The 19002-nt window shown below is 65.1% G+C and carries 17 protein-coding genes; 1 reads left to right on the forward strand and 16 read right to left on the reverse strand.

Annotated features, from left to right (window positions below; translation table 11 throughout):
* Position 1: 1 nt before the first annotated feature.
* Genes MI302_RS07425 through trpC form a run of 4 tightly spaced genes read right to left on the reverse strand, consistent with a single transcriptional unit; the run spans position 2 to position 3867 of the window.
* Entirely contained in the window at positions 2-2020 is a 2019-nt protein-coding gene (locus MI302_RS07425) for a DHH family phosphoesterase (protein ID WP_239725346.1), read from the reverse strand.
* 45 nt (positions 2021-2065) lie between these two features.
* Entirely contained in the window at positions 2066-2380 is a 315-nt protein-coding gene (locus MI302_RS07430; protein WP_038069621.1) for a LapA family protein, read from the reverse strand.
* 4 nt (positions 2381-2384) lie between these two features.
* Entirely contained in the window at positions 2385-3095 is a 711-nt protein-coding gene (gene hisA, locus MI302_RS07435) for a 1-(5-phosphoribosyl)-5-[(5-phosphoribosylamino)methylideneamino]imidazole-4-carboxamide isomerase (RefSeq protein WP_239725347.1), read from the reverse strand.
* 4 nt (positions 3096-3099) lie between these two features.
* Complete coding sequence (gene trpC, locus MI302_RS07440) at positions 3100-3867, reverse strand: indole-3-glycerol phosphate synthase TrpC (protein ID WP_239726510.1); 768 nt, start codon at positions 3865-3867, stop codon at positions 3100-3102.
* 55 nt (positions 3868-3922) lie between these two features.
* On the opposite strand from trpC, the gene MI302_RS07445 reads away from it, so the two are divergent.
* Entirely contained in the window at positions 3923-4759 is an 837-nt protein-coding gene (locus MI302_RS07445) for a patatin-like phospholipase family protein (RefSeq protein ID WP_239725348.1), read from the forward strand.
* Here MI302_RS07445 and MI302_RS07450 read toward each other — a convergent pair.
* From MI302_RS07450 to MI302_RS07505, 12 genes are all read right to left on the reverse strand, one after another.
* Positions 4756-5181, reverse strand: coding sequence for a hypothetical protein (locus tag MI302_RS07450; protein ID WP_026329105.1), 426 nt, complete (start codon positions 5179-5181; stop codon positions 4756-4758). The two genes, MI302_RS07445 and MI302_RS07450, sit on opposite strands and share 4 nt — an antisense overlap.
* Positions 5182-5184: 3 nt before the next feature.
* Positions 5185-5928 (reverse strand): amino acid ABC transporter ATP-binding protein, encoded by a 744-nt coding sequence (locus MI302_RS07455; RefSeq protein ID WP_019551440.1) that lies wholly within the window; start codon positions 5926-5928, stop codon positions 5185-5187.
* On the reverse strand, positions 5925-7898 hold the full coding sequence (locus MI302_RS07460) for a TRAP transporter permease (RefSeq protein WP_239725349.1): 1974 nt from the start codon (positions 7896-7898) through the stop codon (positions 5925-5927). The genes MI302_RS07455 and MI302_RS07460 overlap by 4 nt, the downstream gene beginning before the upstream one ends.
* Positions 7899-7953: 55 nt before the next feature.
* Positions 7954-8904 carry a TAXI family TRAP transporter solute-binding subunit gene (locus MI302_RS07465; RefSeq protein ID WP_239725350.1) on the reverse strand — a complete coding sequence of 317 codons (951 nt, stop codon included), beginning with the start codon at positions 8902-8904 and terminating at the stop codon, positions 7954-7956.
* 61 nt (positions 8905-8965) lie between these two features.
* Positions 8966-9754 carry an amino acid ABC transporter permease gene (locus tag MI302_RS07470; RefSeq protein ID WP_239725351.1) on the reverse strand — a complete coding sequence of 263 codons (789 nt, stop codon included), beginning with the start codon at positions 9752-9754 and terminating at the stop codon, positions 8966-8968.
* Between the two features lie 56 nt (positions 9755-9810).
* The gene (locus tag MI302_RS07475) at positions 9811-10575 is read right to left on the reverse strand and encodes an ABC transporter substrate-binding protein (RefSeq protein ID WP_239725352.1); all 765 of its coding nucleotides are present in this window, start codon (positions 10573-10575) and stop codon (positions 9811-9813) included.
* A 34-nt stretch (positions 10576-10609) separates the two neighbouring features.
* The gene (glgP, locus tag MI302_RS07480; protein ID WP_239725353.1) at positions 10610-13066 is read right to left on the reverse strand and encodes an alpha-glucan family phosphorylase; all 2457 of its coding nucleotides are present in this window, start codon (positions 13064-13066) and stop codon (positions 10610-10612) included.
* Between the two features lie 18 nt (positions 13067-13084).
* Positions 13085-14557 carry a TrkH family potassium uptake protein gene (locus MI302_RS07485; RefSeq protein ID WP_239725354.1) on the reverse strand — a complete coding sequence of 491 codons (1473 nt, stop codon included), beginning with the start codon at positions 14555-14557 and terminating at the stop codon, positions 13085-13087.
* Positions 14529-15866 carry a Trk system potassium transporter TrkA gene (gene trkA, locus MI302_RS07490; RefSeq protein WP_239725355.1) on the reverse strand — a complete coding sequence of 446 codons (1338 nt, stop codon included), beginning with the start codon at positions 15864-15866 and terminating at the stop codon, positions 14529-14531. The genes MI302_RS07485 and trkA overlap by 29 nt, the downstream gene beginning before the upstream one ends.
* Before the next feature lie 12 nt (positions 15867-15878).
* Complete coding sequence (gene rimO, locus MI302_RS07495) at positions 15879-17183, reverse strand: 30S ribosomal protein S12 methylthiotransferase RimO (protein ID WP_239725356.1); 1305 nt, start codon at positions 17181-17183, stop codon at positions 15879-15881.
* 82 nt (positions 17184-17265) lie between these two features.
* Complete coding sequence (locus tag MI302_RS07500) at positions 17266-18141, reverse strand: RodZ domain-containing protein (RefSeq protein ID WP_239725357.1); 876 nt, start codon at positions 18139-18141, stop codon at positions 17266-17268.
* A gap of 4 nt (positions 18142-18145) precedes the next feature.
* Complete coding sequence (locus MI302_RS07505) at positions 18146-18991, reverse strand: pseudouridine-5'-phosphate glycosidase (protein ID WP_126165432.1); 846 nt, start codon at positions 18989-18991, stop codon at positions 18146-18148.
* Between the last annotated feature and the right edge of the window lie 11 nt (positions 18992-19002).

The raw sequence follows: 19002 nt of genomic DNA on the forward strand, positions 1-19002 counted from the left end.
TTCACCCCCTATTCGGCAATGCATCTGCCCTATCGGGCAAAGCCGCCCAGTAGGCCAACAAGGCCTCGCTGAAAAGGGGGGCATGCCCCCTCTGGTAAGCAAAAAGGAGTCTCTGGGCCACCAGGGCCCTAAGCCGCTCCTCGTCCATGGGGAGCATGAGTGGAGCCAGGAGCTTGGCCCGGGCACCCGCCCCCAGGGCCACATACACCGGACCGCGGGGAACCCCCACGGGGATGGGGGGTATCCCTAGCCAAAGCGTAGCTTCCTCAGCGCTTACTAGGCGAAACCCCGCCCTCTTCACATACTCCAGGCCCTCGGGGTTATCCTCGGGAACGTATACCCCCTCCCCCATCCTGGCTCGGGCCAAGGCCTCGGGCAAAGGAATGGGATAGGCAAAGGGCTCCACCCCTCCCTCAAGCTCCCCGGGCTCGCGGAAGTCCAGGGCCTGGGCCTCATAGGACACGGTACCGTTCCAGCGGTTTTCCACCAGTAAGACGGCGGCTTCCAACTCCGAGGGCATAGCGGCCGCCCGCTCCCCCATGCGCCAGGCCACCACCCTAACCCCCTGCAGGCGGAAGGCGAGGTGCTTCCCCTCCCCCATGGACCGGGCCTCCTCCGGGGAGCCTTGGAGAAGGAAAAGGGGCTCGGGATTCCCTTCCCCAAAGGGCTCTAAGGCCAGCAAGGCTTGGTGAAGCTCCGGAAGTGACGTCAAAGGGGGTAAAAGCCCTACAAGGGGCACTTCCCGCACGGGGTCGGGGAAGGAGGCGGCAAAGGCCTCCACCCGCTCCTTAAACCGGGGGAAATAGGCCTCATCCACGGCAAAGCCCGCAGCCTCCCGGTGGCCTCCATAGCGGAGAAGAAGGTCCTCGGCACTCCTTAAGGCCTCCACGGCGCTGATGGGGAGGAGGCTTCGCACCGTGCCCTTCCCCTGGGCCACGATGAAGACCGGGCGCAGGGTGGCCTCGAGGATCCGGCTCGCCACGATGCCCATCACCCCCGGATGCCCCTCGGGATCGTGCAGAACGATGGCCTTGGCCTCGGGATCCGCCTGGGGAAGAAGCCTTTTAAGCATCTCCTCCTCTATGGCCTGGCGGCGGGCGTTCAGCCGGTTCAGCTCCTCCACCAAACCCCTGGCCTCCTCCTCGTCCTCCGTGAGGAGAAGCCTAAGGGCTTTCTCCGCCTCCCCAAGACGGCTTGCGGCATTGATGCGAGGGGCGATGCGAAAGGCCACCTCGCTGGCCTTTCCGGAGTAACCCACGCTCTCGGCCAAAAGCCTTAAGCCCAGGGTAGCGGAGTCCCGAAGGCGCTCCAGCCCTAGCCGCACCAAGGCCCGGTTCCAGCCCCAAAGGGGAGCCACATCGGCGATGGTGCCCACCGCCGCCAGGTCGGCGTACTCCAGGGGCGGGGGCAGGCCCAGCCGCTCATGGAGGGCCCAGAGGAGCAGGAAGGCCACCCCGGCCCCCGTGGGGTGCTCCTTAAGGTCCGGGGTGTAGGCGGGATGGAGAATGACACCCGGCGGCGGGGTATCGCGGGGCGTGTGGTGGTCGGTCACCAGAACCTCCACCCCGTTTTCCACCAGCTCCCGAAGCTCGGCATGGTTGGCGATGCCGCAGTCCACCGTCAGGAACAGATCGGCGGCTTCCAGGTGCTCGGGGATGCGCTTGGGGTGGACTCCATACCCTTCCTCGAGGCGATGGGGGATAAAGGGATGCACCTCCGCCCCCAAGGCCCTGAGGCCCCGCACCAGGATGGCGGTTCCGGTGAGGCCATCCGCATCGTAGTCCCCGTGGATGCGGATGCGCTTCTTCCCCTCTAGCGCCCAAAGGAGAAGCTCCACCGCCTCCTTCAGGCCACTGAGGGGAAGAAGGCCCAGGGAAGGCTTCAGGTCCTCTGGGCGGCGCACCCCCCGGTGCCAGTAGGCTAAGGCAGCCTCCGGCCCCACCCCAAAGGCCTCCATCACCTCCCGCCACTCCTTTAAGGGCGGCAAGGGAAGAAGACGCCAGCGCACCCTGTCTTTCATATAACCCCTTAAGCCTCCCTCCCCTATCCCCCAGAGGGGGAATCGCTACACCTCTTCCCGATCAGGGATTCTGGGAATCTCCTCAATGCGCTCCCGTTTTAAGGCGTTGACCTCGCCCTGAAGCCGCCGCACCTCCCTGAGAAGGGCGCGCCTTTCCCCCACACCCCAAAGCCAAAGAACCAGGGCATACACTCCCCCCACCAAAAACCCCAGGGCATAGGCCCCCGGAAGAAGGTAGTAAAGGGGCCAGGAACCCAAGGGTGTGGGCACCTCCAGGAAGGGGAAAGCCAGGTACAGGTAAAGCCCCGCTCCCGCCACCCCCAGGGTGACGAGGAGAAACACCCAGTGGGCCAGCTTCATGGCCTTAGAATACCCCCTCTTTGTAGTCGGAAAGGCGCACGCGCCCCTCGTATAGGGCCTTGCCCAAAAGGGCACCCTCCACCCCCAGGCGCTTTAAACCCAGAAGGTCCTCCGGGCCAGCGATCCCCCCGCCTGCAATGAGCTCTTGGGGCCAGGCCTCCCGTACCCGGGCCACCACCTCCAGGTCCAAGCCCTTCAGGGTCCCATCCCGCCGCACATCGGTGTAGATCACCGTGCGCACTCCCATGGCTTCCCAACGCCCAAGAAGGTCCAGGGCGGAAAGGGAAGCGGCCTCCTGCCAACCTGAGACCACCACCTCGAGGCCCCGGGCATCCAAGGCCACCGCCAGCCTTTCAGGCCCCACCTCCGCCAACATGGCTTCCAAGAGGGCAGGATGCTTCACCGCCACCGTGCCCACCACCACCCGGGAAGCACCCAGCAGGAGGATCTCCTGGAGAACCTCCAGGGAACGCACCCCGCCCCCCACCTGGAAGGGAATGCGGAGGGCTTGGGCTAGTTGGCGGAGGGCCTCGAGGTTATCCCCCCGGCCCAGGGCCCGGTCCAGGTCCACCAGGTGCAGGAGCCTGGCCCCCTCTTCCTGCCAGCGCAAGGCGGCCGCCACCGGATCCCCGTACGGGGTTTCCCGCCCCGGGTCCCCCTCGTAAAGCCGGACCGCCTTGCCCCCCTTCAGGTCCACGGCGGGAATCAGCAACATGGGGCTATCCTACCAGCGCCCTCAGGGCTTCCTCCAGATCGGGGCTTTTCATAAGGCTGGTGCCGATGAGCACGGCGTCGAAAAGTCCCTCCAAGGGCCTCAGCTCCTCCCGGTTGGAGTACCCCGACTCCGCCACCAGCACCCCCTCAAACCCCTTCTCCCGAGCCAGGCGGCCCAGGCGGGGGGCCGTGGCCAGGTCAATGCGCAGGGTCTGAAGGTCGCGGTTGTTGATGCCTATGATATCCGCCTCCGCCTCGAGGGCCAGCTCCAGCTCCCTTTCCGTGTGCACCTCCACCAGGGCATCCAGGCCAAGGCGCCTCGCCTCCTCCAGGTAGACCCCGGTGAATTCCCCCAAAAGGGCCACGATGAGGAGAACCGCACTGGCCCCGTAGGCCCTGGCCTCCTGGAGCATGAAGGGATCCACCACGAAGTCCTTGCGCAGCAGGGGTAGGTCCACCGCCTGGCGGACCCTAAGAAGGTCCTCGAGGCTGCCCCCAAAGTAATGGGGTTCGGTGAGGACGCTGATGGCCCGGGCCCCGCCCCGCCGGTAGGCGCGGGCGGCCGCCACGGGATCCAGCGCCCTTATTCTCCCTTCCGAGGGGCTCGACTTCTTCACCTCGGCGATCACGGAAAGCCCTGGCTGAAGCAGGGCCTCCCGGAAGGAAGGCACCGTCTTAGGCGCAGGGGGAAGGGGATAGGGAACCACCTCTTCCGCCCGCCTGCGGGCAATCTCCCCTAGCACACCGGGAACCCTACTCAAGTGGGGGCGCATGCCCTCGTTATACCATGCCTTCATACGATGCCTTTTTACGTATAGGATAAGGATTATGCGAGGGGTAGCCTTGGCCTTAGGAGGGGGCGGCGTTCGCGGGTACGCCCACCTGGGGGTGCTGGCGGTTCTGGAGGAAGCCAAAATCCCCATCCGGGGCCTTTCCGGAAGCTCCGCGGGCGCCTTGGCGGCTGCCGCTTACGCCTTTGGCCATAAGGACCCCTGGAAGGTGCACGAGGCCATCTTTGACCGGGAGATCGCCGGCCGCAAGGGAGGAAACCTCCGCACCCTGGCCAGGCTCTTCACCGCCTTCCGGCGCCCCCATCTTTTTGAAGCGGAAAGGATCGCCCTGGGGTTACAGCGCCTCTTCGGAGAGGCCCGCCTCGAGGCCAGCTCCATCCCCTTAGCCATCCAGGCGGCAGACCTCCTCACGGGGGAACGGGTAGTCCTCCGCCAGGGCCCGGTGTGGAAGGCGGTTCTCGCCAGCATGGCCATTCCTGGCCTCTTCCCTCCCGTGCCCTGGGAGGGAAGGCTTTTGGTGGATGGGGACGTGGCGGAAAAGGTGCCGGTGCGGGCGGCCAAGGAGCTTTTCCCCAAGGTGGTGGCCGTGGATGTATCCAACCCTCCACCCAAGGAAGGGCCAAAAACGGCCCTGGAGGCAGCGCTTTTAGCCGGGGAGGCGAGCCGCAGGCGCCTGAAGGACCTGGCCCTACAGGAGGCTGACCTGGTCATCGCCCTTAATCCCCCCATGGCCATAGACACCTTTGACCACGAAAAGCTACCCCTGGTCTACGAGTTGGGCAAGAAACGGGCCCGGGAACGGCTCAAAGAGGTCCAGGCTCTGGCCCGGGTACGGCTTAAGGACCTAGCCTGGGCCTTGCGATTCAGGCCTTAGGCCTTGTTCCGACCCAGCAAAATCCGCTCGGAGCGGCGCCAACTATGCGCAAACCCCAAGGCGCCCAAAAGGAGGAGAAGGAAACCCCAAGGCCAAAGAAGCAATCCCATCACCCCCAGGAAGAAGAAGAGGGCCGCCCCCAAGCCCACCGCCAGCAAGGGAGCCAGGGATTCTTCGGTCCTCGAGGCGGCCTCCGCCTGGGCAAAAAGCCATACACCCCCTGCCAAAGCTAAAGCCCAAAGGAAAGGGTGGGCCGCCCGGGGTAGCAGCCAAGCCAAGAGAAGGAGCGCACCCCCTTGAAGCAGAAGAAGGAAACCCGCGTAGAGCCTGAGCCCCCTAAGGCGCGAGGTTAAGGGGGCCTTGGGGTCTAAAAGGGCTGCCAAAGACTCCCAGGGACCCTGGCCAGACGTAGGCGTGGGCATGGCCTAATGATGGAGCACCCGTTGCAAAAAGGCCTTGGTCCTCTCCTCCCTGGGGGAGGTGAAGATCTCCTCCGGCCTCCCCTCCTCCACAATCTGACCCCCGTCCATGAAGATCACCCGGTCCGCCACCTCCCGGGCAAACCCCATCTCGTGGGTCACCACCAGCATGGTCATACCCCCTCGGGCCAGGTCCCGCATCACGTCCAACACCTCCCCCACCATCTCCGGGTCCAGCGCACTGGTGGGCTCGTCAAACAGCATCACTTTGGGCTCCATGGCCAAGGCCCGGGCAATGGCCACCCGTTGCTGCTGGCCCCCGGATAACTGCCCCGGGTACTTCCTCGCCTGGTCCAGGATCCCCACCCGCTCCAAAAGCTCCAAGGCCTTCCGCTCCGCCCGCTCCCGGGACCAGCCCCTCACCCGCATGGGGGCCAGGGTGATGTTCTCCAGCACCTTCATGTGGGGGAAGAGGTTGAACTGCTGGAAGACCATCCCCACCTCCCGCCGCACCTCCTTGAGGGCCCGCTCCTCCTTCACGTTGTGGCCGTCCACCACCACCTCCCCCTCCTGGAAGTCCTCCAGGCGGTTGATGCAGCGGATCAGGGTGCTCTTCCCCGAGCCCGAGGGACCGATGATCACCAGCTTCTCCCCAGGGGCCACCTCCAAATGGATCCCCTTGAGCACGTGCAGGGTACCGAACCACTTGTGCAGGTTGTGGATACGGATGATGGGGTCCACCGCCTTCATTTTCGCACCCGTTGCATGGCGTAAACCAGGAGGAAGAGGACCAGACCGATGGCATCCGTAAGAAGGCCCGGTATCACCAAGGTGAGGGCCGCCGCCATGAGCAGGGCCCTCTCCAAGAGGGTGGTGCGCTTGTGCAGGAAGCCCACCAGGCTGGCGCTGAAGGCCGTCATGCCCAAGAGGGCGGAAAGAACGATCCACACCCCCTCCGCCACGCTTTCCACCCCCAACAAGAGGAGCTCGGGGTTGAAGAAGAACATGTAGGCGAGGAGAGCGGTGCGAAGCTCGTACACGAAGCCCTGAACCGCCGTCTTCCAGAAATCGGACCTGGCGATGGCGCTGGCCGCGTAGGCGGCCAAGGCCACCGGGGGCGTGGAGTCCGCCATGATGCCGAAGTAGAAGACGAACATGTGGGCGGCCACGGGCGGCACCGCATAGCCCGCTTTCTCCGCCAGCTGAAGCACCACCGGTACCACCAAGGAGGCCATGACGATGTAGTTGGCGGTGGTGGGAAGACCCATGCCGAGAAGGAGGCTGGTGAGCTGGGCCAGGATGAGGACCAGGATCAGATTCCCCCCCGATAAGCGTTCCACGATGTCGGTGAGGCCAAAGCCGATCCCGGTCATGGTGACGATGCCCACGATGACCCCGGCGCTGGCCGTGGCCAAGGCGATGCCCACCATGCCCCGGGCGCCCGCCTCGAGGCCCTCCAGAATGAGCCTTCCCCCCCTAAGAAGGCCGAAGCCGAGCCCGGTTCCCGCCCGATAGGCCCGCCACACCTCCTGGACCAGGATGAGGACCAGCATGAGGAAGATGGTGTTCAAGGCTGCCCGCTCGGGGGTCAGGCGCAGGGCCACCAGGGCGTAGATCAGGTAGACAAGGGGCAGAAGGTAGTGAAGGCCCGAGCGCAGAATAGGACCCACGGGGGGTAGCTCCGACCTGGGTACCCCCTTGAGGCCCAGCTGCAGGGCCTCGAGGTGCACGGTGATGAAAAGGGTGGCGTAGGCCAGAATGGCGGGGATGACCGCGATCAGGATGAGCTGGCTATAGGGGATGCCCAGGAACTCCGCCATGATGAAGGCCGCAGCCCCCATGACGGGAGGCATCAGCTGGCCATTGGAGGAGCTGGCCACCTCCACCGCCCCCGCCTTCTCCGGCGGATACCCCACCCGCTTCATCAGGGGAATGGTGAAGGTACCGGTGGTGACCACATTGGAAACCGAGCTCCCCGAAACCACCCCGGTGAGGGCACTGGCCACCACCGCCGCCTTGGCCGGCCCTCCACGGAAGTGGCCCAGGAGGGAATAGGCCAACTGGATGAAAAAGTGCCCGGCCCCCGCTTTCTCCAGAAGCGCCCCAAAGAGTACGAAGAGGAAGACAAAGGTGGCGGAAACCCCCAAGGGCACCCCCCAGATGCCCTCGGCGGTGGTGTAGAGCTGTCCCATGAGCTGCCCCCACTGGCTGCCCGCATGGAGCTGGAGCCAGGAGGGAAGGGTAAAGGGTAGAAGCCCCTTGGGCCCGGTAAGGGCGTAGAGGACGAACACCGAGGCGATGATGGGCAGCGCAGGCCCCACCACCCGCCAGGCAGCCAGGAAGAGAACCCCAAGGGTCAGGGTCCCCATGAAGACATCCCGCTGGCTGGGGATGCCCCCCCGGAGCTGGGTGATGCCGTAGTAATCCAAGACCACGTAAAGGGCCCCGCCTACCCCCAGAAGGGCCAGGATCCAGTCCAGGAAGGGAATCCGATCCCTGGGTCCCCGTCTTCCCGGATAGGCCAGAAAAGCCAAGGCCAGGGCAAAGGCCAGGTGCACCGCCCTAAGCCGCAGGGGGTCCAGCGTGCCCAGCTCGGTGGCCCAAAGCTGAAAGAGGCTCCAGGCCACCCCCAGGCCGAAGAGCACATACCGGCCCGCCCCCTTGAGCCTTCGCCCCCCTAGCTCGGTTTCCTCCACCAAAAGCGAGGCGTCCTTCTCCATACTTCCTCCAGGCAAAGGGGGCCCCAGGCGGGGCCCCCTGGGCTCAGCCAGGAGCTTACTTGAGGACTCCTACCTCCTTATAGAACCGCTCCGCACCAGGGTGGAGGGGAATGGGCAGACCCTTCGCCGCCTTCTGGAGGCTGAAGAAGCGCTCCAGATTGGGGTGGATCTTCTTGAAGGCCTCCTGGTTGCCGAAAACCGCTTTCATGAACTTGTACACGGTGTCAGCGGACAGCTTTTCCGAGGCGATCAGCATGGCCTGCACCGCCACCGTGGGCGTGGTGACCTCCGCTCCCTTGTAGGTACCCCCGGGGATGTTGAAGCCCACGTAGAAGGGGTACTTCTTGGCGATGGCCTGGATCTTGGCGAGGTCCACCGCCACCAGGGTGATAGGGGTGGTGAGAGCCAGCTGCTGGATGGCGCTGGCCCCCAGGCCCACGGTGTAGAAGAGGGCATCCGCCCGCTTATCCTGCATGAGCTGGATGCCCTGGGTGGCGCTCACCCGGATGGCCTGGCCCAGGTCCTCAAACCGGAGGCCGTAGGCCTCGAGGATCTGCCGGGCATTTTGCTCGGTACCCGAGCCCACATCGCCCACCACCACCCGTTTGCCCTTGAGGTCCGCCACGGTGCGGATGCCGGCGTCGGCCCGGGCCACGATGTGGACCACCTCCGGGTACAAGGCCGCCAGAGCCCGGATACCCTTCACCGGCTTGCCGTCAAAGGCGGTAATGCAGCACCCCTGGAAGGCGTAGTAGGCGATGTCGTTTTGGGCCAAGGCCATCTCAAACTCCCCGGCGGCGATGGCGTTGATGTTGGCGATGCTCCCGCCGGTGGAACGGGCGTTGGCCCGAATGCCCACACCCGCATCGTTCACCAGCTTGGCCATGCCCGTGGCCACGGGAAAGTAGACCCCCGTGGTGGAACCCGAGCCAATGGTGATAAATTCCTGAGCCAGGCCCAGACCTAGGAAGGCGATCCCTGCCAATAACGTATTCCTTAGCCGCATAACCTTACACCTCCTTTATGCCGCAGGCAGTATACCCCTAGCCCCTTCCCCTCCACAAGCCCTACCTCCCCGCCACCTGGAGCCTCCGCTCCAAAAGGTTTGTGAAGAAGGTGAGCACGGTGGTCAGGAGGAGGTAAATGGCCGCCACCGCCAGGTAGACCTCCACGGGTCGGAAGGTAGCCGAGATGATGCGCTGCCCGGAGAGGGCCAGCTCGGTAAGGGCGATGACGCTGGCCAGGGAGGAATCCTTGAGAAGGGCCACCACGTTGTTGACCAAGGGAGGTACCACGATGCGCAAGGCCTGGGGCAGGATCACAAAGCGCATGGTGTCCACCGGGGAAAGCCCGAGGGACCAGGCCGCCTCCCACTGCCCTTTGGGAATGGCCTGGATGCCCGCCCGGACCACCTCGGCGTTATACGCCCCCACGTTGAAGGAAAGGGCGATGAAGGCCGCCCAGTAGGGGGTGAGAACCTGCTGGGCCTCGGGCCAGAGGGGCTGAAGCAGGAGGGGCAAGGCATTGTAGGCAAAGAGGATCTGCACCAAAAGGGGCGTGCCCCGGGTAACCCAGATGTAAAAGCTGGCGGGAAGCCGCACCCACAAACGCCGGGATAGGCGGAACATCCCGGCGAACACCCCGATGACCAGCCCCGCCAGGCTGGAGATCAAGGTGAGCTTTAAGGTGATCTCCGCACCCAAGGCCATGGCCTGGCCCGCGGAAGCCGCCCGGTCAGGTCCAAAGCCGGTAAGAAGGAAGTAGCGCTCCAGCACCACGCCCAAAAGGGCGAACAAGCCGAAATACCCCCCAAGGAGGAGGGCCAGGAGCAAGAAGACCCGCAACCAAGATGGCATCTTCACGGCAGGAAAAGGGCCCAGGGCAACCCCTTCACCCCGGGCCCGGGACTGGCTTACTTACAGCGCACGTCCTCGCCGAACCACTTCTTGCTGATCTGGGCGTAGGTACCGTCCTTCATCAGGTCGGCCAGGGCCTGGTTAAGAGCCTGGAGCACGCTCTTGTTGCCCTTGGCCACGGCCATGGCCACCCTTTCCTGGAAGACCAGCTCTCCAAGCTGGAGGGTATTCTCCAGCTTCCGCTCCTTGATGGCCTCCTTGGCCACGAACCGGTCGGTGATCCAGGCGTCCAGGCGGCCCGAGAGGAGGTCCTGAAGGGCATCGGGGTCTTTCTGGTAGGTGCGGACCTGCTTGATGCCGGGAATCTTCTGAGCAGCTTCCATGTAGGTGGTGCCGATCTGCACCCCCACCACCTTGCCCTGAAGCTCCTTGGCCGTCTTGGGGCCTCCCTTCTTGCTCACGATGATGCCGCCCGTGCAGTAATGGGGGTTGGTGAAGTCCACGGCCTTGGCCCGTTCCTCAGTGATGCCGTGGGAGGCGATCACGAAGTCAAACCGGCCCTGGTTCAGCTGGATGAGAAGGCTATCAAAGGCCTGGGTGATCCATAGGGGCTTCAGCCCCAGTTTTTGGGCTATGGCGTTGCCCAGGTCGATCTCAAACCCCACCAGCTGGTTCTTCTCGTCAAAGTAATTGAAAGGGGGGAAAGCCCCTTCCGTGCCGATGCGGATCTCGCTCGAGCGCTTGATCTGGTCCAAGGTCCGCACCTGGGCGAAGGCCACGGCCAACCCTAGTACCCCAAGCAGCAAAAGAATCCTTTTCATGCTCACCCTCCCTGATGCACGGGCCGATTATACCCTAGGCCCACCGCACCCACTCCACCCGGCCCGTCACGGGATGCCTGAGGGCCATGCGCACCCCGTAGGCGTAGCTTCCCGGCCGGGAAGGGCGGTAGGCCACCTCGAACCATCCCGAGGCCTCCTCCATGGGCACCACTTCCAGCCCCCCGCCTGCGCGGCGCACCACCAGCTGGACCTCGAGGAATGGCCTTAGGGCCTCCGGCACCTCCCCCTCCAGGTAAGCCCGCGCTCGCAAGGGGTCCCCATTCAAGGTCAGGTCCCCTGGAACCTCCACCCGGAGGGCCAGGCCGTAAAAGGCAGGCAGGGCCTGGTGGAAGGCGCGCAGCACCTCCTCTTCCCCTCTGGCCTTCCCCGCCCACTCCTGCCCCCTTTGGTAAAGGGCCAGGTACTCCCGCACCATGCGGGCGGCGCTGAACCTCGGCCCCACGGTGCGGAGGCTTTCGTGGACCATGGAAAGCCACCCCGAGGAGTAGCCCTCGGGCCCCTTGGCGTAGAAAAGGGGGAACACCTCCCCCTCCAGCACGTCGTACAGGGCCTGGGCGTCGGCCATGTCCTGGGCTTCCTCGTTCTCGTAGACCCGTTCGTCGCCGATGGCAAAACCGTTCTTTCCGTTGTAGGCCTCAGCCCACCAGCCGTCCAGGACGCTTAAGTTCAAGACCCCGTTCAACGCCGCCTTCATCCCGCTGGTGCCCGAGGCCTCCATGGGCCTCCGGGGCGTGTTGAGCCAGACATCGCTGCCATGGACCAAAACCCGGGCCAGGTACATGTCGTAGTCCTCCAGGACCACCATGCGGTCCTCGAGGCCGTACTCCTTGATCCTGGCCACCAGCTCCTGGAGGTAAGCCTTGCCGGGCTCGTCCTTGGGATGGGCCTTGCCCGCAAAGACAAACTGCACGGGATAAGGCCCCTGGAGGATGCGGAGGAGGCGCTCGGGATCCTTGAACAGCAACACGGCCCGCTTGTAGGTGGCGAAGCGGCGGGCGAAGCCGATGGTGAGGGCCTCCGGGTCCAGGATGCGCTCCGCCTGGCGGAGGCGGCTTGGGCTTTCCCCGTTCCGGCGGCGTTGCTCGTAGAGGCGGGAGCGCACCTCCCGCACCAGCTCGGCCCTGAGGTCCCGGTGGATGCGCCAAAACTCCTCCCCCAACCCCTCCACCCTCCAGGTGGCGGGGTCCTCAGGATGCCGCAGCCAGCCAGGACCAAACACCTCCGCATAATGGCGGCGGAGCCTGGGGTGGAGGAAGGTCCAGGTGTGGACCCCGTTGGTGATGTGGCCGATGGGCACCTCCTCCCGCAAAAGCTCCGGCCAGAGGTGGTGGAACATCTCCCGGGAAACCTCCCCGTGGAGGCGGGAAACCCCACCCGCTTGGGCGCTGGTCCTAAGGGCCAGGTTGGACATGGAAAAGACCTTGCCCCAGGGCTTCTCCTCGAGGCCCAGGGCGAAAAAGCCCTCCTTGTCCACGCCCAGCTTTTCCCAGAAACCCAAGAGATACCGTTCCACAAGCTCCAAAGGAAAGGCATCGTGCCCCGCAGGCACCGGGGTGTGGGTGGTGAACAGGGCCCCGGCCCGGGCCAGTTCCAAAGCCACCGGGAAGGTGTACCCCTCGGCCACCAGCTCCCGCACCCTCTCCAGGCCCAGGAAGGCCGAGTGCCCCTCGTTCATGTGGAAGACCTGGGGGTTAAGCCCCAAGGCCCGTAGCAGCCTGATTCCCCCGATCCCCAAGACCATCTCCTGCTGGATGCGCATCTCGAGACCGGGAGCGTAAAGCCTGGCGGTGATGGCCCGATCCTCCGGGGCATTTTCCGGTAGATCGGTGGTGAGGAGGTACACGGGTACGGCACCCACCTGTACCTGGAAGGCCCCAAGCCACACCGTACGCCCGGGAAACTCTACCCCCACCCTTAAGGGATGACCCTCCCGGTCCTGCACGGGCAGAAGGGGTAGCTCTTCCGGATGCAGGGTTTCGTACACCTCCACCTGGGCTCCCTCCGGGGAAAGGCGCTGGTGGAAATAACCCTCGTGGTAGAAGATCCCCACCCCCACCAGGTTCAAGCCCAGGTCGCTGGCCGCCTTGATGTGATCCCCGGCCAGCACCCCAAGCCCCCCCGCATAGATGGGTAAGGAACTGTGGAAGCCGTATTCCGCAGAGAAATACGCGGTGAGAGGCCCTTGCTTTACCTCCCGTTCCTTGAGGTAGGCCTCCAAGGCCGCCACCACCGCCTGGACCCGGGCGGGATAGGTGCTTCCCGCCAGGGCCTCGAGGCGGGCGGGGTCCACCTCCAAAAGCAACTTGACCGGATTGCCGCGGAAACGCTTCCAAAGCGAGGAATCGATCTCCTGGAAAAGCTCTGCCGCCTCCGGATTCCAGCTCCACCACAGGTTATAGGCCAGCTTCCTCAAGCCCCTAAGGGCCTCGGGAAGCTCAGGCATGGCGGTAAGGCGCCCCAGTACCCTCATGGGGTGGATTATATACCCTCACCGAAGCCGCCGCCAGAGCTCCGGGCTGAAGAGGAGGACCACGGGAAGGATCTCTATCCGCCCCGCCCACATCTGGAAGATGAGGACCACCTTGGAAACAGGATGGAGTTCCGCATAGGAACCCATGGGGCCCACCGTCCCCAGCCCCGGCCCGATGTTGCCGATGGCCTGGGCGCTGGCGGTAAAGGCCTCCACAAAGTTCCCCTCCAAAAGGGCCAGGGTCAGGGTACCGAAGCCAAAGAGAAGGGTGTAAAGGAAGATGAAAACGGAAACCTGCCGCAAGGCCTCCTCGGAAACCACCCGGTGTCCCAGGCGCAGGGGAAGGACCGCCCTGGGGTGGAGGGTGCGGGTGATCTCCCGCCTGAGAAGCCCGAAAAGCAAAAGCCAGCGCACCACCTTGATGCCCCCCGCCCCCGAGCCCGCGCTTCCCCCCACGAACATGAGGAGCACCAGGATGGCCTGGGCCGGCACCACCCACTGAGCGAAGTCCACGCTGGCAAAACCCGTGGTGGTCACGATGGAGATCACCTGGAAGAAGGCATGGCGGAGGCTGGCCTCGAGGCTGTACATCTGGTGGGTGTAGAGGTAAAGGGAAAGCAGTAAACCCGCAAGGAGCACCAGCAGGGCATAGGCCCGGAACTCCGCATCCCTGAAGAGGGGTTTGACCTCCCGTCCGAAGCACAGCCGGTACTGGAGAAGGAAGTTCACCCCCGCCAGGAACATGAAGAGGCTACCCAGCCACTGGGCCAGGAGGGGGTAGGCGGCAAAGCTTTGCGGGTTGGGGCTGAACCCTCCCGCCGGGGTGGTGGTGAGGGCGTTGGCCAAAGCCTCAAAGACGGGTACGCCCGCCCACCAGTAAGCCAGGAAGGCCAAGGTGGTCAGGGTCAGGTACACCCGCAAGACCGCCTGGGCGGTGTGCCGTAGCCTGGGCGTAAGCCTCTCCTTCTCCACCCCCGTGCTCTCGGCGAAAAAGGCCTGGCGGCCCGCCACCTGAAGCTGGGGAAAGACCACCAGGAAGAGCACCACGATGCCGATACCCCCCACCCACTGGGTGAAGCTTCTCCAGAGAAAAAGGCTCTTGCCAAACTGTCCGAAATCCGAAAGCACCGTGGCCCCGGTGGTGGTAAAGCCGGAAACCGCCTCAAAAAGAGCGTCCAGGTAGTCCAGCCCCCCCGAGATCCAGTAGGGTATCGCCCCCAAGGCGGGCACCAAAAGCCAAAGCAGGGCCACTGCGGCGAAGACCTCGGCCCGGTGCGGCTGGGCCTCCGCATGCCCCACCCCCTGCAGGGCCTTGCCCAACCCCACCCCCAGCACCGTCCCCAAAAGAAACCCCCGGGCGTCCTCCCCCCAGCCCAGGGCCAGGAGGGCAAAGGCCAGCATGAGAAGGCCAAAGCCCTGGTAGGTAAGGCCCAGGAGGTAGAGGCTAGAGCGAAACCCCTGCCTAGCCGACGATGCGGGCCACGGCTTCATCCGCCACCTCCCGGGCTACCACCAAGAAGAGCCGATCCCCGGGGAGGACCTCGAGGTCCTCCCGGTAAAGCATCACCCGGTGATCCCGTTCCAGGGCTATGGGAGCCACCTGGGGTGCCGCCAGGGCCCTTAAGGGTTTGGGCCGGAAGGACCCCGGAAGCTCCACTTCCAAAAGCTCGATGTTCTCGTCCATGGTGGACACATGCTCCACGTTCTCGGGTCCCAGGTAGTCCAAGACCGCCCGCACCGCCGCCTGGCGGGGCGTGAGGGGCAGGTCTATGCCCACCTGCTCAAAGAGCCTTCGGGTTTCCGAGCGGGACACCCGGGTGATCACCTTACCCACCCCAAGCTGCTTGGCCAGGAGGGAGGCCAGGAGGTTCTTCTCGTCGTTGTCGGTCACCGCCACCACCGCATCGGCTTCCTGCAATCCCTCCGCCTCCAGAAGCTCCAGGTCGGTACCATCCCCTTGGATGATGAGGGCACCGGGAAGCTCCTGGGAAAGCCATTCGCACCGCTCGCGGCTGGGCTCGATGATCACCACCTCGAGGCGCCGCCTTAAAAGCTCCTGGGCCACCATGAAACCCACGTTCCCCCCACCGATGACCATCACCCTGCGCACGCCCCGCCCCGTGGCGAAATAGGCCTCCAGCTCAGGGAAAGCCCTTAGGGTGGTAACGAAAAGGATCTTGTCCCCGGGCTCCAGGATGACCTCGGGATACTCCGGGTGGGCGAAACTCCAAAAGGCTCCATCCCGCACCAACCCCACCACCAGGACCCCCTCCGGCCAGGGAAGCTCGGATAGAAGCCGGTGAGCGTAGGGCCCTCCTTCCTTCACCCGGTACTCCACGAAGCGGAGCCGTCCCTCCGCCAGCACCTCGGTGTCCACGGCTCCGGGAACCAGGATCACCTCCACGATCTCCCTGGCCATGGCCCTTTGCGGCCAGAGGACCTTGTCGATGCGGGTACCCAGGATCTCGGCGGTGCGGGGATCGGTGAGCACCTCCACGTACCCTCCCTTGCCCACGAAGCACAGGGTTTCCTTGGCCCCAAGGCCCTTGGCCAGAAGGGAGGCCAGCAGGTTCACCTCATCGGAATCCGTGCTGGCGATGAAGAGGTCCGCCCGGTCCACCCCGGCCTCCCTAAGGGCATCGGGGTCGGTGGCCCCGCCCACCACCACCTTCACGTCCAGATGGGCGAAGCGCTCCTTGGCCTGGGGGTTGCGGTCCAGAACCACCACCTCATGGGCTTTTTCCAGGGTGCGGGCCAGCTCCCCGCCCACCTCCCCGCCCCCGGCGATGACGATGTACATACCGCTCCTATCCTAAACCTGGACCCCGTAAAGGTCGTAGGTATCCGCCCGGGTTATCCGAACCGGGATCCTCTCCCCCACCCGGGCCGTGCCGTCGGTTTCCACGTAGACCAGCCCGTCTATGCCCGGGGAATCCCGATAGCTCCGGCCCACGGCCAAGCCGGGCTCCGGAAGCTCGTCCACCAGGACCTCGAGGGTCTTCCCCACGAAGCTTTGGTTCTTTCGCAGGCTGATTTCCGCCTGCACCTCCATGAGCCTGGCCTTCCGTTCCTCCTTGACCTCCTCGGGGACATGGCCCGAAAGGGCGTTAGCCTCGGCTCCCTCCACCGGGGAATAGGTGAAGACCCCCACCCGGTCCAGCTCCGCCTCCTGCAAAAAGTCCAGGAGGATCTGGAAGTCCTCCTCCGTTTCCCCTGGGAAGCCCACGATGAAGCTGGAGCGGATGGCGAGCTCCGGCACCACCTCCCGCCAGGCCTTTAGGGTCTTCAGGTGGCTTTGGTACCCCCCCGGACGGCGCATGAGGCGGAGGATTCGCTCCGAAGCATGCTGGAGGGGCACATCCAAATAGGGAAGCACCTTGCCCTCGGCCATGAGGGGAAGAAGCTCCCGCACGTGGGGGTAGGGGTAGACGTAGTGAAGCCGTATCCAGGCTTCAAGCTCCGCCATGTGGGAAAGAAGGTCCTTAAGCTCCGCCTTTACCAGGCGGTCACCCCAGAAGCTTTCCCGGTGGCGGAGGTCCACCCCGTAGGCGGAGAGATCCTGGGCGATGAGGAGAAGTTCCCGGGTGCCCGTGGCCACCAGCCGGGCGGCCTCCGCCAGGACCTCCCCGGCGTCGCGGGAGCGCAAACCTCCCCTCAGCTTGGGGATGATGCAGAAGCTACAGCGGTGGTCGCATCCCTCGGAAAGCTTCAGGTAAGCGTAGTGCCGGGGAGTGAGCTTCACCTGGGGCGGGATGAGGTCCAAAAGAGGATTGCGAGGTGCGGGAAGCACCTCCTGCACGGCCTGCAAAACCCGCTCCACCTCCCCCGGGCCGGTGACTTCCAGCACATTGGGGTACCTTTCCCGGATCACCTCGGGCCTGGCCCCCAGGCATCCCGTCACCACCACCTTGCCGTTTTCCCGCAAGGCCTCCCCGATGGCCTCGAGGCTCTCCTCAATGGCCGGGGTGATGAAGCCACAGGTGTTCACCACCACCAGCTCCGCCTCCTCGTAGGTGGCGCTGGTTTCGTAGCCGAGGGCCTTAAGCCGGGAAAGGATCTGTTCCGAGTCCACCAGGGCCTTGGGGCAGCCCAGGCTCACAAAGCCGATCTTCGCCATAGACCTCCAGGAGCCCCATCAGCCCAAAGGGCCATCCTCGGGGCTCCAACGAACCAGTATAGCCCCCTTCCAAGCTTCCGCATCAAGGCGCCTCAAAGCGGCGGGTAAGGGGCTTCCCCGGCTCCCCCAAGGGCCCAAGGTCCTTGCCATCCAGGAAAACCCGCACCGCCCCGGGATTCCCCGAGCGCACCTCCACCGGAAGGTCAAAGCTAAGCTCCGCACCCACCTCGGGGATGCCCTCGTACAGGCTCTTCTCCCCCTGGGTGACCCTGAGCCAGCTCCGGCCCTCGAGGCGAAGCACCAGCTTCCCCGGGGAAACCTCCACTTGGGGATTGGAAGAGGTGGGCGCAGGGGAAGGCCTGGGAACCAGGCGGTAGCTTAAGGAGAGGTTCCGGTCCAGGTTCACCTCCTCCTCCACCGGCTCGTACCCGGGTAGCTCCAGCCTGAGAAGGCGCCTGCCTCCTTCCAGGGGTGGCGAGGCCAAGGGCGTCTGACCCAGGTAGAAGCCATCCAGGTACACCCGGGCTCCCGGGGGCTCGCTCACCACCCGAAGCCCGTAGCGCTCCGGAGGCTTGGGCGGGGGCTCAGGGGGCAGGCTTACCGTCTGCACGGGTGCCGGACGCAGGACCAGGTAGGCCCCGTACCCCAAGGCCCCCAAGAGGGCCAAGGTCAGCAAAAGCAACCAGGGGAAAGGGCGCCGGGAAGCTGGCGGGGGTGGGGGCGGAAGGGTGGGGGCCAAAGGATAAAGGGCCAGAAGGGGCTCGGGATCCAGCCCCAGGAGAAGGGCGTAGCGCCGGAGGTATCCCCGGGTCAAGGCTGGCTCGGGAAGCTCCTCAAAACGGCAGGCCTCGAGGGCCTCCAGCACCTTGGCCTTCAAGGCCAGCCGCGCCGCCGCCTCCTTAAGGGAAAGCCCCTTCTCCTCCCGGGCCCGCCTTAACCTTTCCCCCAGTTCGCACACAAGGCTATTCTAGCCCGGCAAAGGCCAGGGCCACCCGGGCCGCCAGGCGGGCGTTTTCCAGGAGAAGCCTCTCGTTGACCCGGTCGGTCTCCCCTTGGGAAAGCTCGGAAAGGCGCCTCAGGAGGTAAGGGGTGAGGGCCTTGCCAAACACCCCTTCCCTGGCCGCTTGGTGGTTGGCCTCCTCCACCCAAAGGGCCACCTCCTCGTAGGGCAGGCCCTGGGACACCGGGTTCACCAGGAGGACTGCCCCTAAGCCCAGCTCCCGGGACTTGCGGAGGATCAAGGCAGCCTCGAGGGGAGTTTCCACCCGGGCGGGCACGGGGAAGGGGGAAGAAGGGGAAAAGAAGGCGGGCAGGCGGTCCGTGCGGTAGCCCACCACGGAAACCCCCAGGGTTTCCAGGCGCTCCAGGGTGGCCCTCAGGTCCAAGATGGCCTTGGGCCCGGAGGAAACCACCAGGATGGGGGTGCGGGCAAGAGCCCAGAGATCAGCGCTCTCGTCAAAGGGCTCGGGATGCACTCCCCCGATCCCCCCGGTGGCGAAGACCGCTATCCCGTGGCGGTGGGCCAGGTGGACCGTGGCCGCCACCGTGGTCCCGGCGCTTTTCTTCTGGACCAAGAGGGCAGGAAGGTTCCAGAGGCTCGCCTTCTCCGCACCCCCCTGGGCCAAGACCTCCATCTCTTCCGGGGAAAGGCCAAGGCGCACCTCTCCCCGCACCAGGGCGATGGTCTTGGGGATGGCCCCTTCGGCCCGTACCGCCTCCTCCAGGGCTTTAGCGGTGCGCAGGTTCAGGGGGTAGGGCAACCCATGGGTTAGGAGAGCGGACTCCAGGGCCACCAACGCTTCCGCCATGGGGGAAGGAT

The sequence above is a fragment of the Thermus sp. NEB1569 genome (assembly GCF_022385295.1).
Lineage (GTDB): Bacteria > Deinococcota > Deinococci > Deinococcales > Thermaceae > Thermus > Thermus scotoductus.

Excerpts from the sequence above, each read along its gene's own strand:
- MI302_RS07425 (WP_239725346.1), bottom strand. The coding sequence starts at position 2,020 with ATGAAAGACAGGGTGCGCTGGCGTCTTCTTCCCTTGCCGCCCTTAAAG.
- MI302_RS07430 (WP_038069621.1), bottom strand. The coding sequence starts at position 2,380 with ATGAAGCTGGCCCACTGGGTGTTTCTCCTCGTCACCCTGGGGGTGGCG.
- hisA (WP_239725347.1), bottom strand. The coding sequence starts at position 3,095 with ATGTTGCTGATTCCCGCCGTGGACCTGAAGGGGGGCAAGGCGGTCCGG.
- trpC (WP_239726510.1), bottom strand. The coding sequence starts at position 3,867 with ATGCGCCCCCACTTGAGTAGGGTTCCCGGTGTGCTAGGGGAGATTGCC.
- MI302_RS07445 (WP_239725348.1), top strand. The coding sequence starts at position 3,923 with ATGCGAGGGGTAGCCTTGGCCTTAGGAGGGGGCGGCGTTCGCGGGTAC.
- MI302_RS07450 (WP_026329105.1), bottom strand. The coding sequence starts at position 5,181 with ATGCCCACGCCTACGTCTGGCCAGGGTCCCTGGGAGTCTTTGGCAGCC.
- MI302_RS07455 (WP_019551440.1), bottom strand. The coding sequence starts at position 5,928 with ATGAAGGCGGTGGACCCCATCATCCGTATCCACAACCTGCACAAGTGG.
- MI302_RS07460 (WP_239725349.1), bottom strand. The coding sequence starts at position 7,898 with ATGGAGAAGGACGCCTCGCTTTTGGTGGAGGAAACCGAGCTAGGGGGG.
- MI302_RS07465 (WP_239725350.1), bottom strand. The coding sequence starts at position 8,904 with ATGCGGCTAAGGAATACGTTATTGGCAGGGATCGCCTTCCTAGGTCTG.
- MI302_RS07470 (WP_239725351.1), bottom strand. The coding sequence starts at position 9,754 with ATGCCATCTTGGTTGCGGGTCTTCTTGCTCCTGGCCCTCCTCCTTGGG.
- MI302_RS07475 (WP_239725352.1), bottom strand. The coding sequence starts at position 10,575 with ATGAAAAGGATTCTTTTGCTGCTTGGGGTACTAGGGTTGGCCGTGGCC.
- glgP (WP_239725353.1), bottom strand. The coding sequence starts at position 13,066 with ATGAGGGTACTGGGGCGCCTTACCGCCATGCCTGAGCTTCCCGAGGCC.
- MI302_RS07485 (WP_239725354.1), bottom strand. The coding sequence starts at position 14,557 with ATGAAGCCGTGGCCCGCATCGTCGGCTAGGCAGGGGTTTCGCTCTAGC.
- trkA (WP_239725355.1), bottom strand. The coding sequence starts at position 15,866 with ATGTACATCGTCATCGCCGGGGGCGGGGAGGTGGGCGGGGAGCTGGCC.
- rimO (WP_239725356.1), bottom strand. The coding sequence starts at position 17,183 with ATGGCGAAGATCGGCTTTGTGAGCCTGGGCTGCCCCAAGGCCCTGGTG.
- MI302_RS07505 (WP_126165432.1), bottom strand. The coding sequence starts at position 18,991 with ATGGCGGAAGCGTTGGTGGCCCTGGAGTCCGCTCTCCTAACCCATGGG.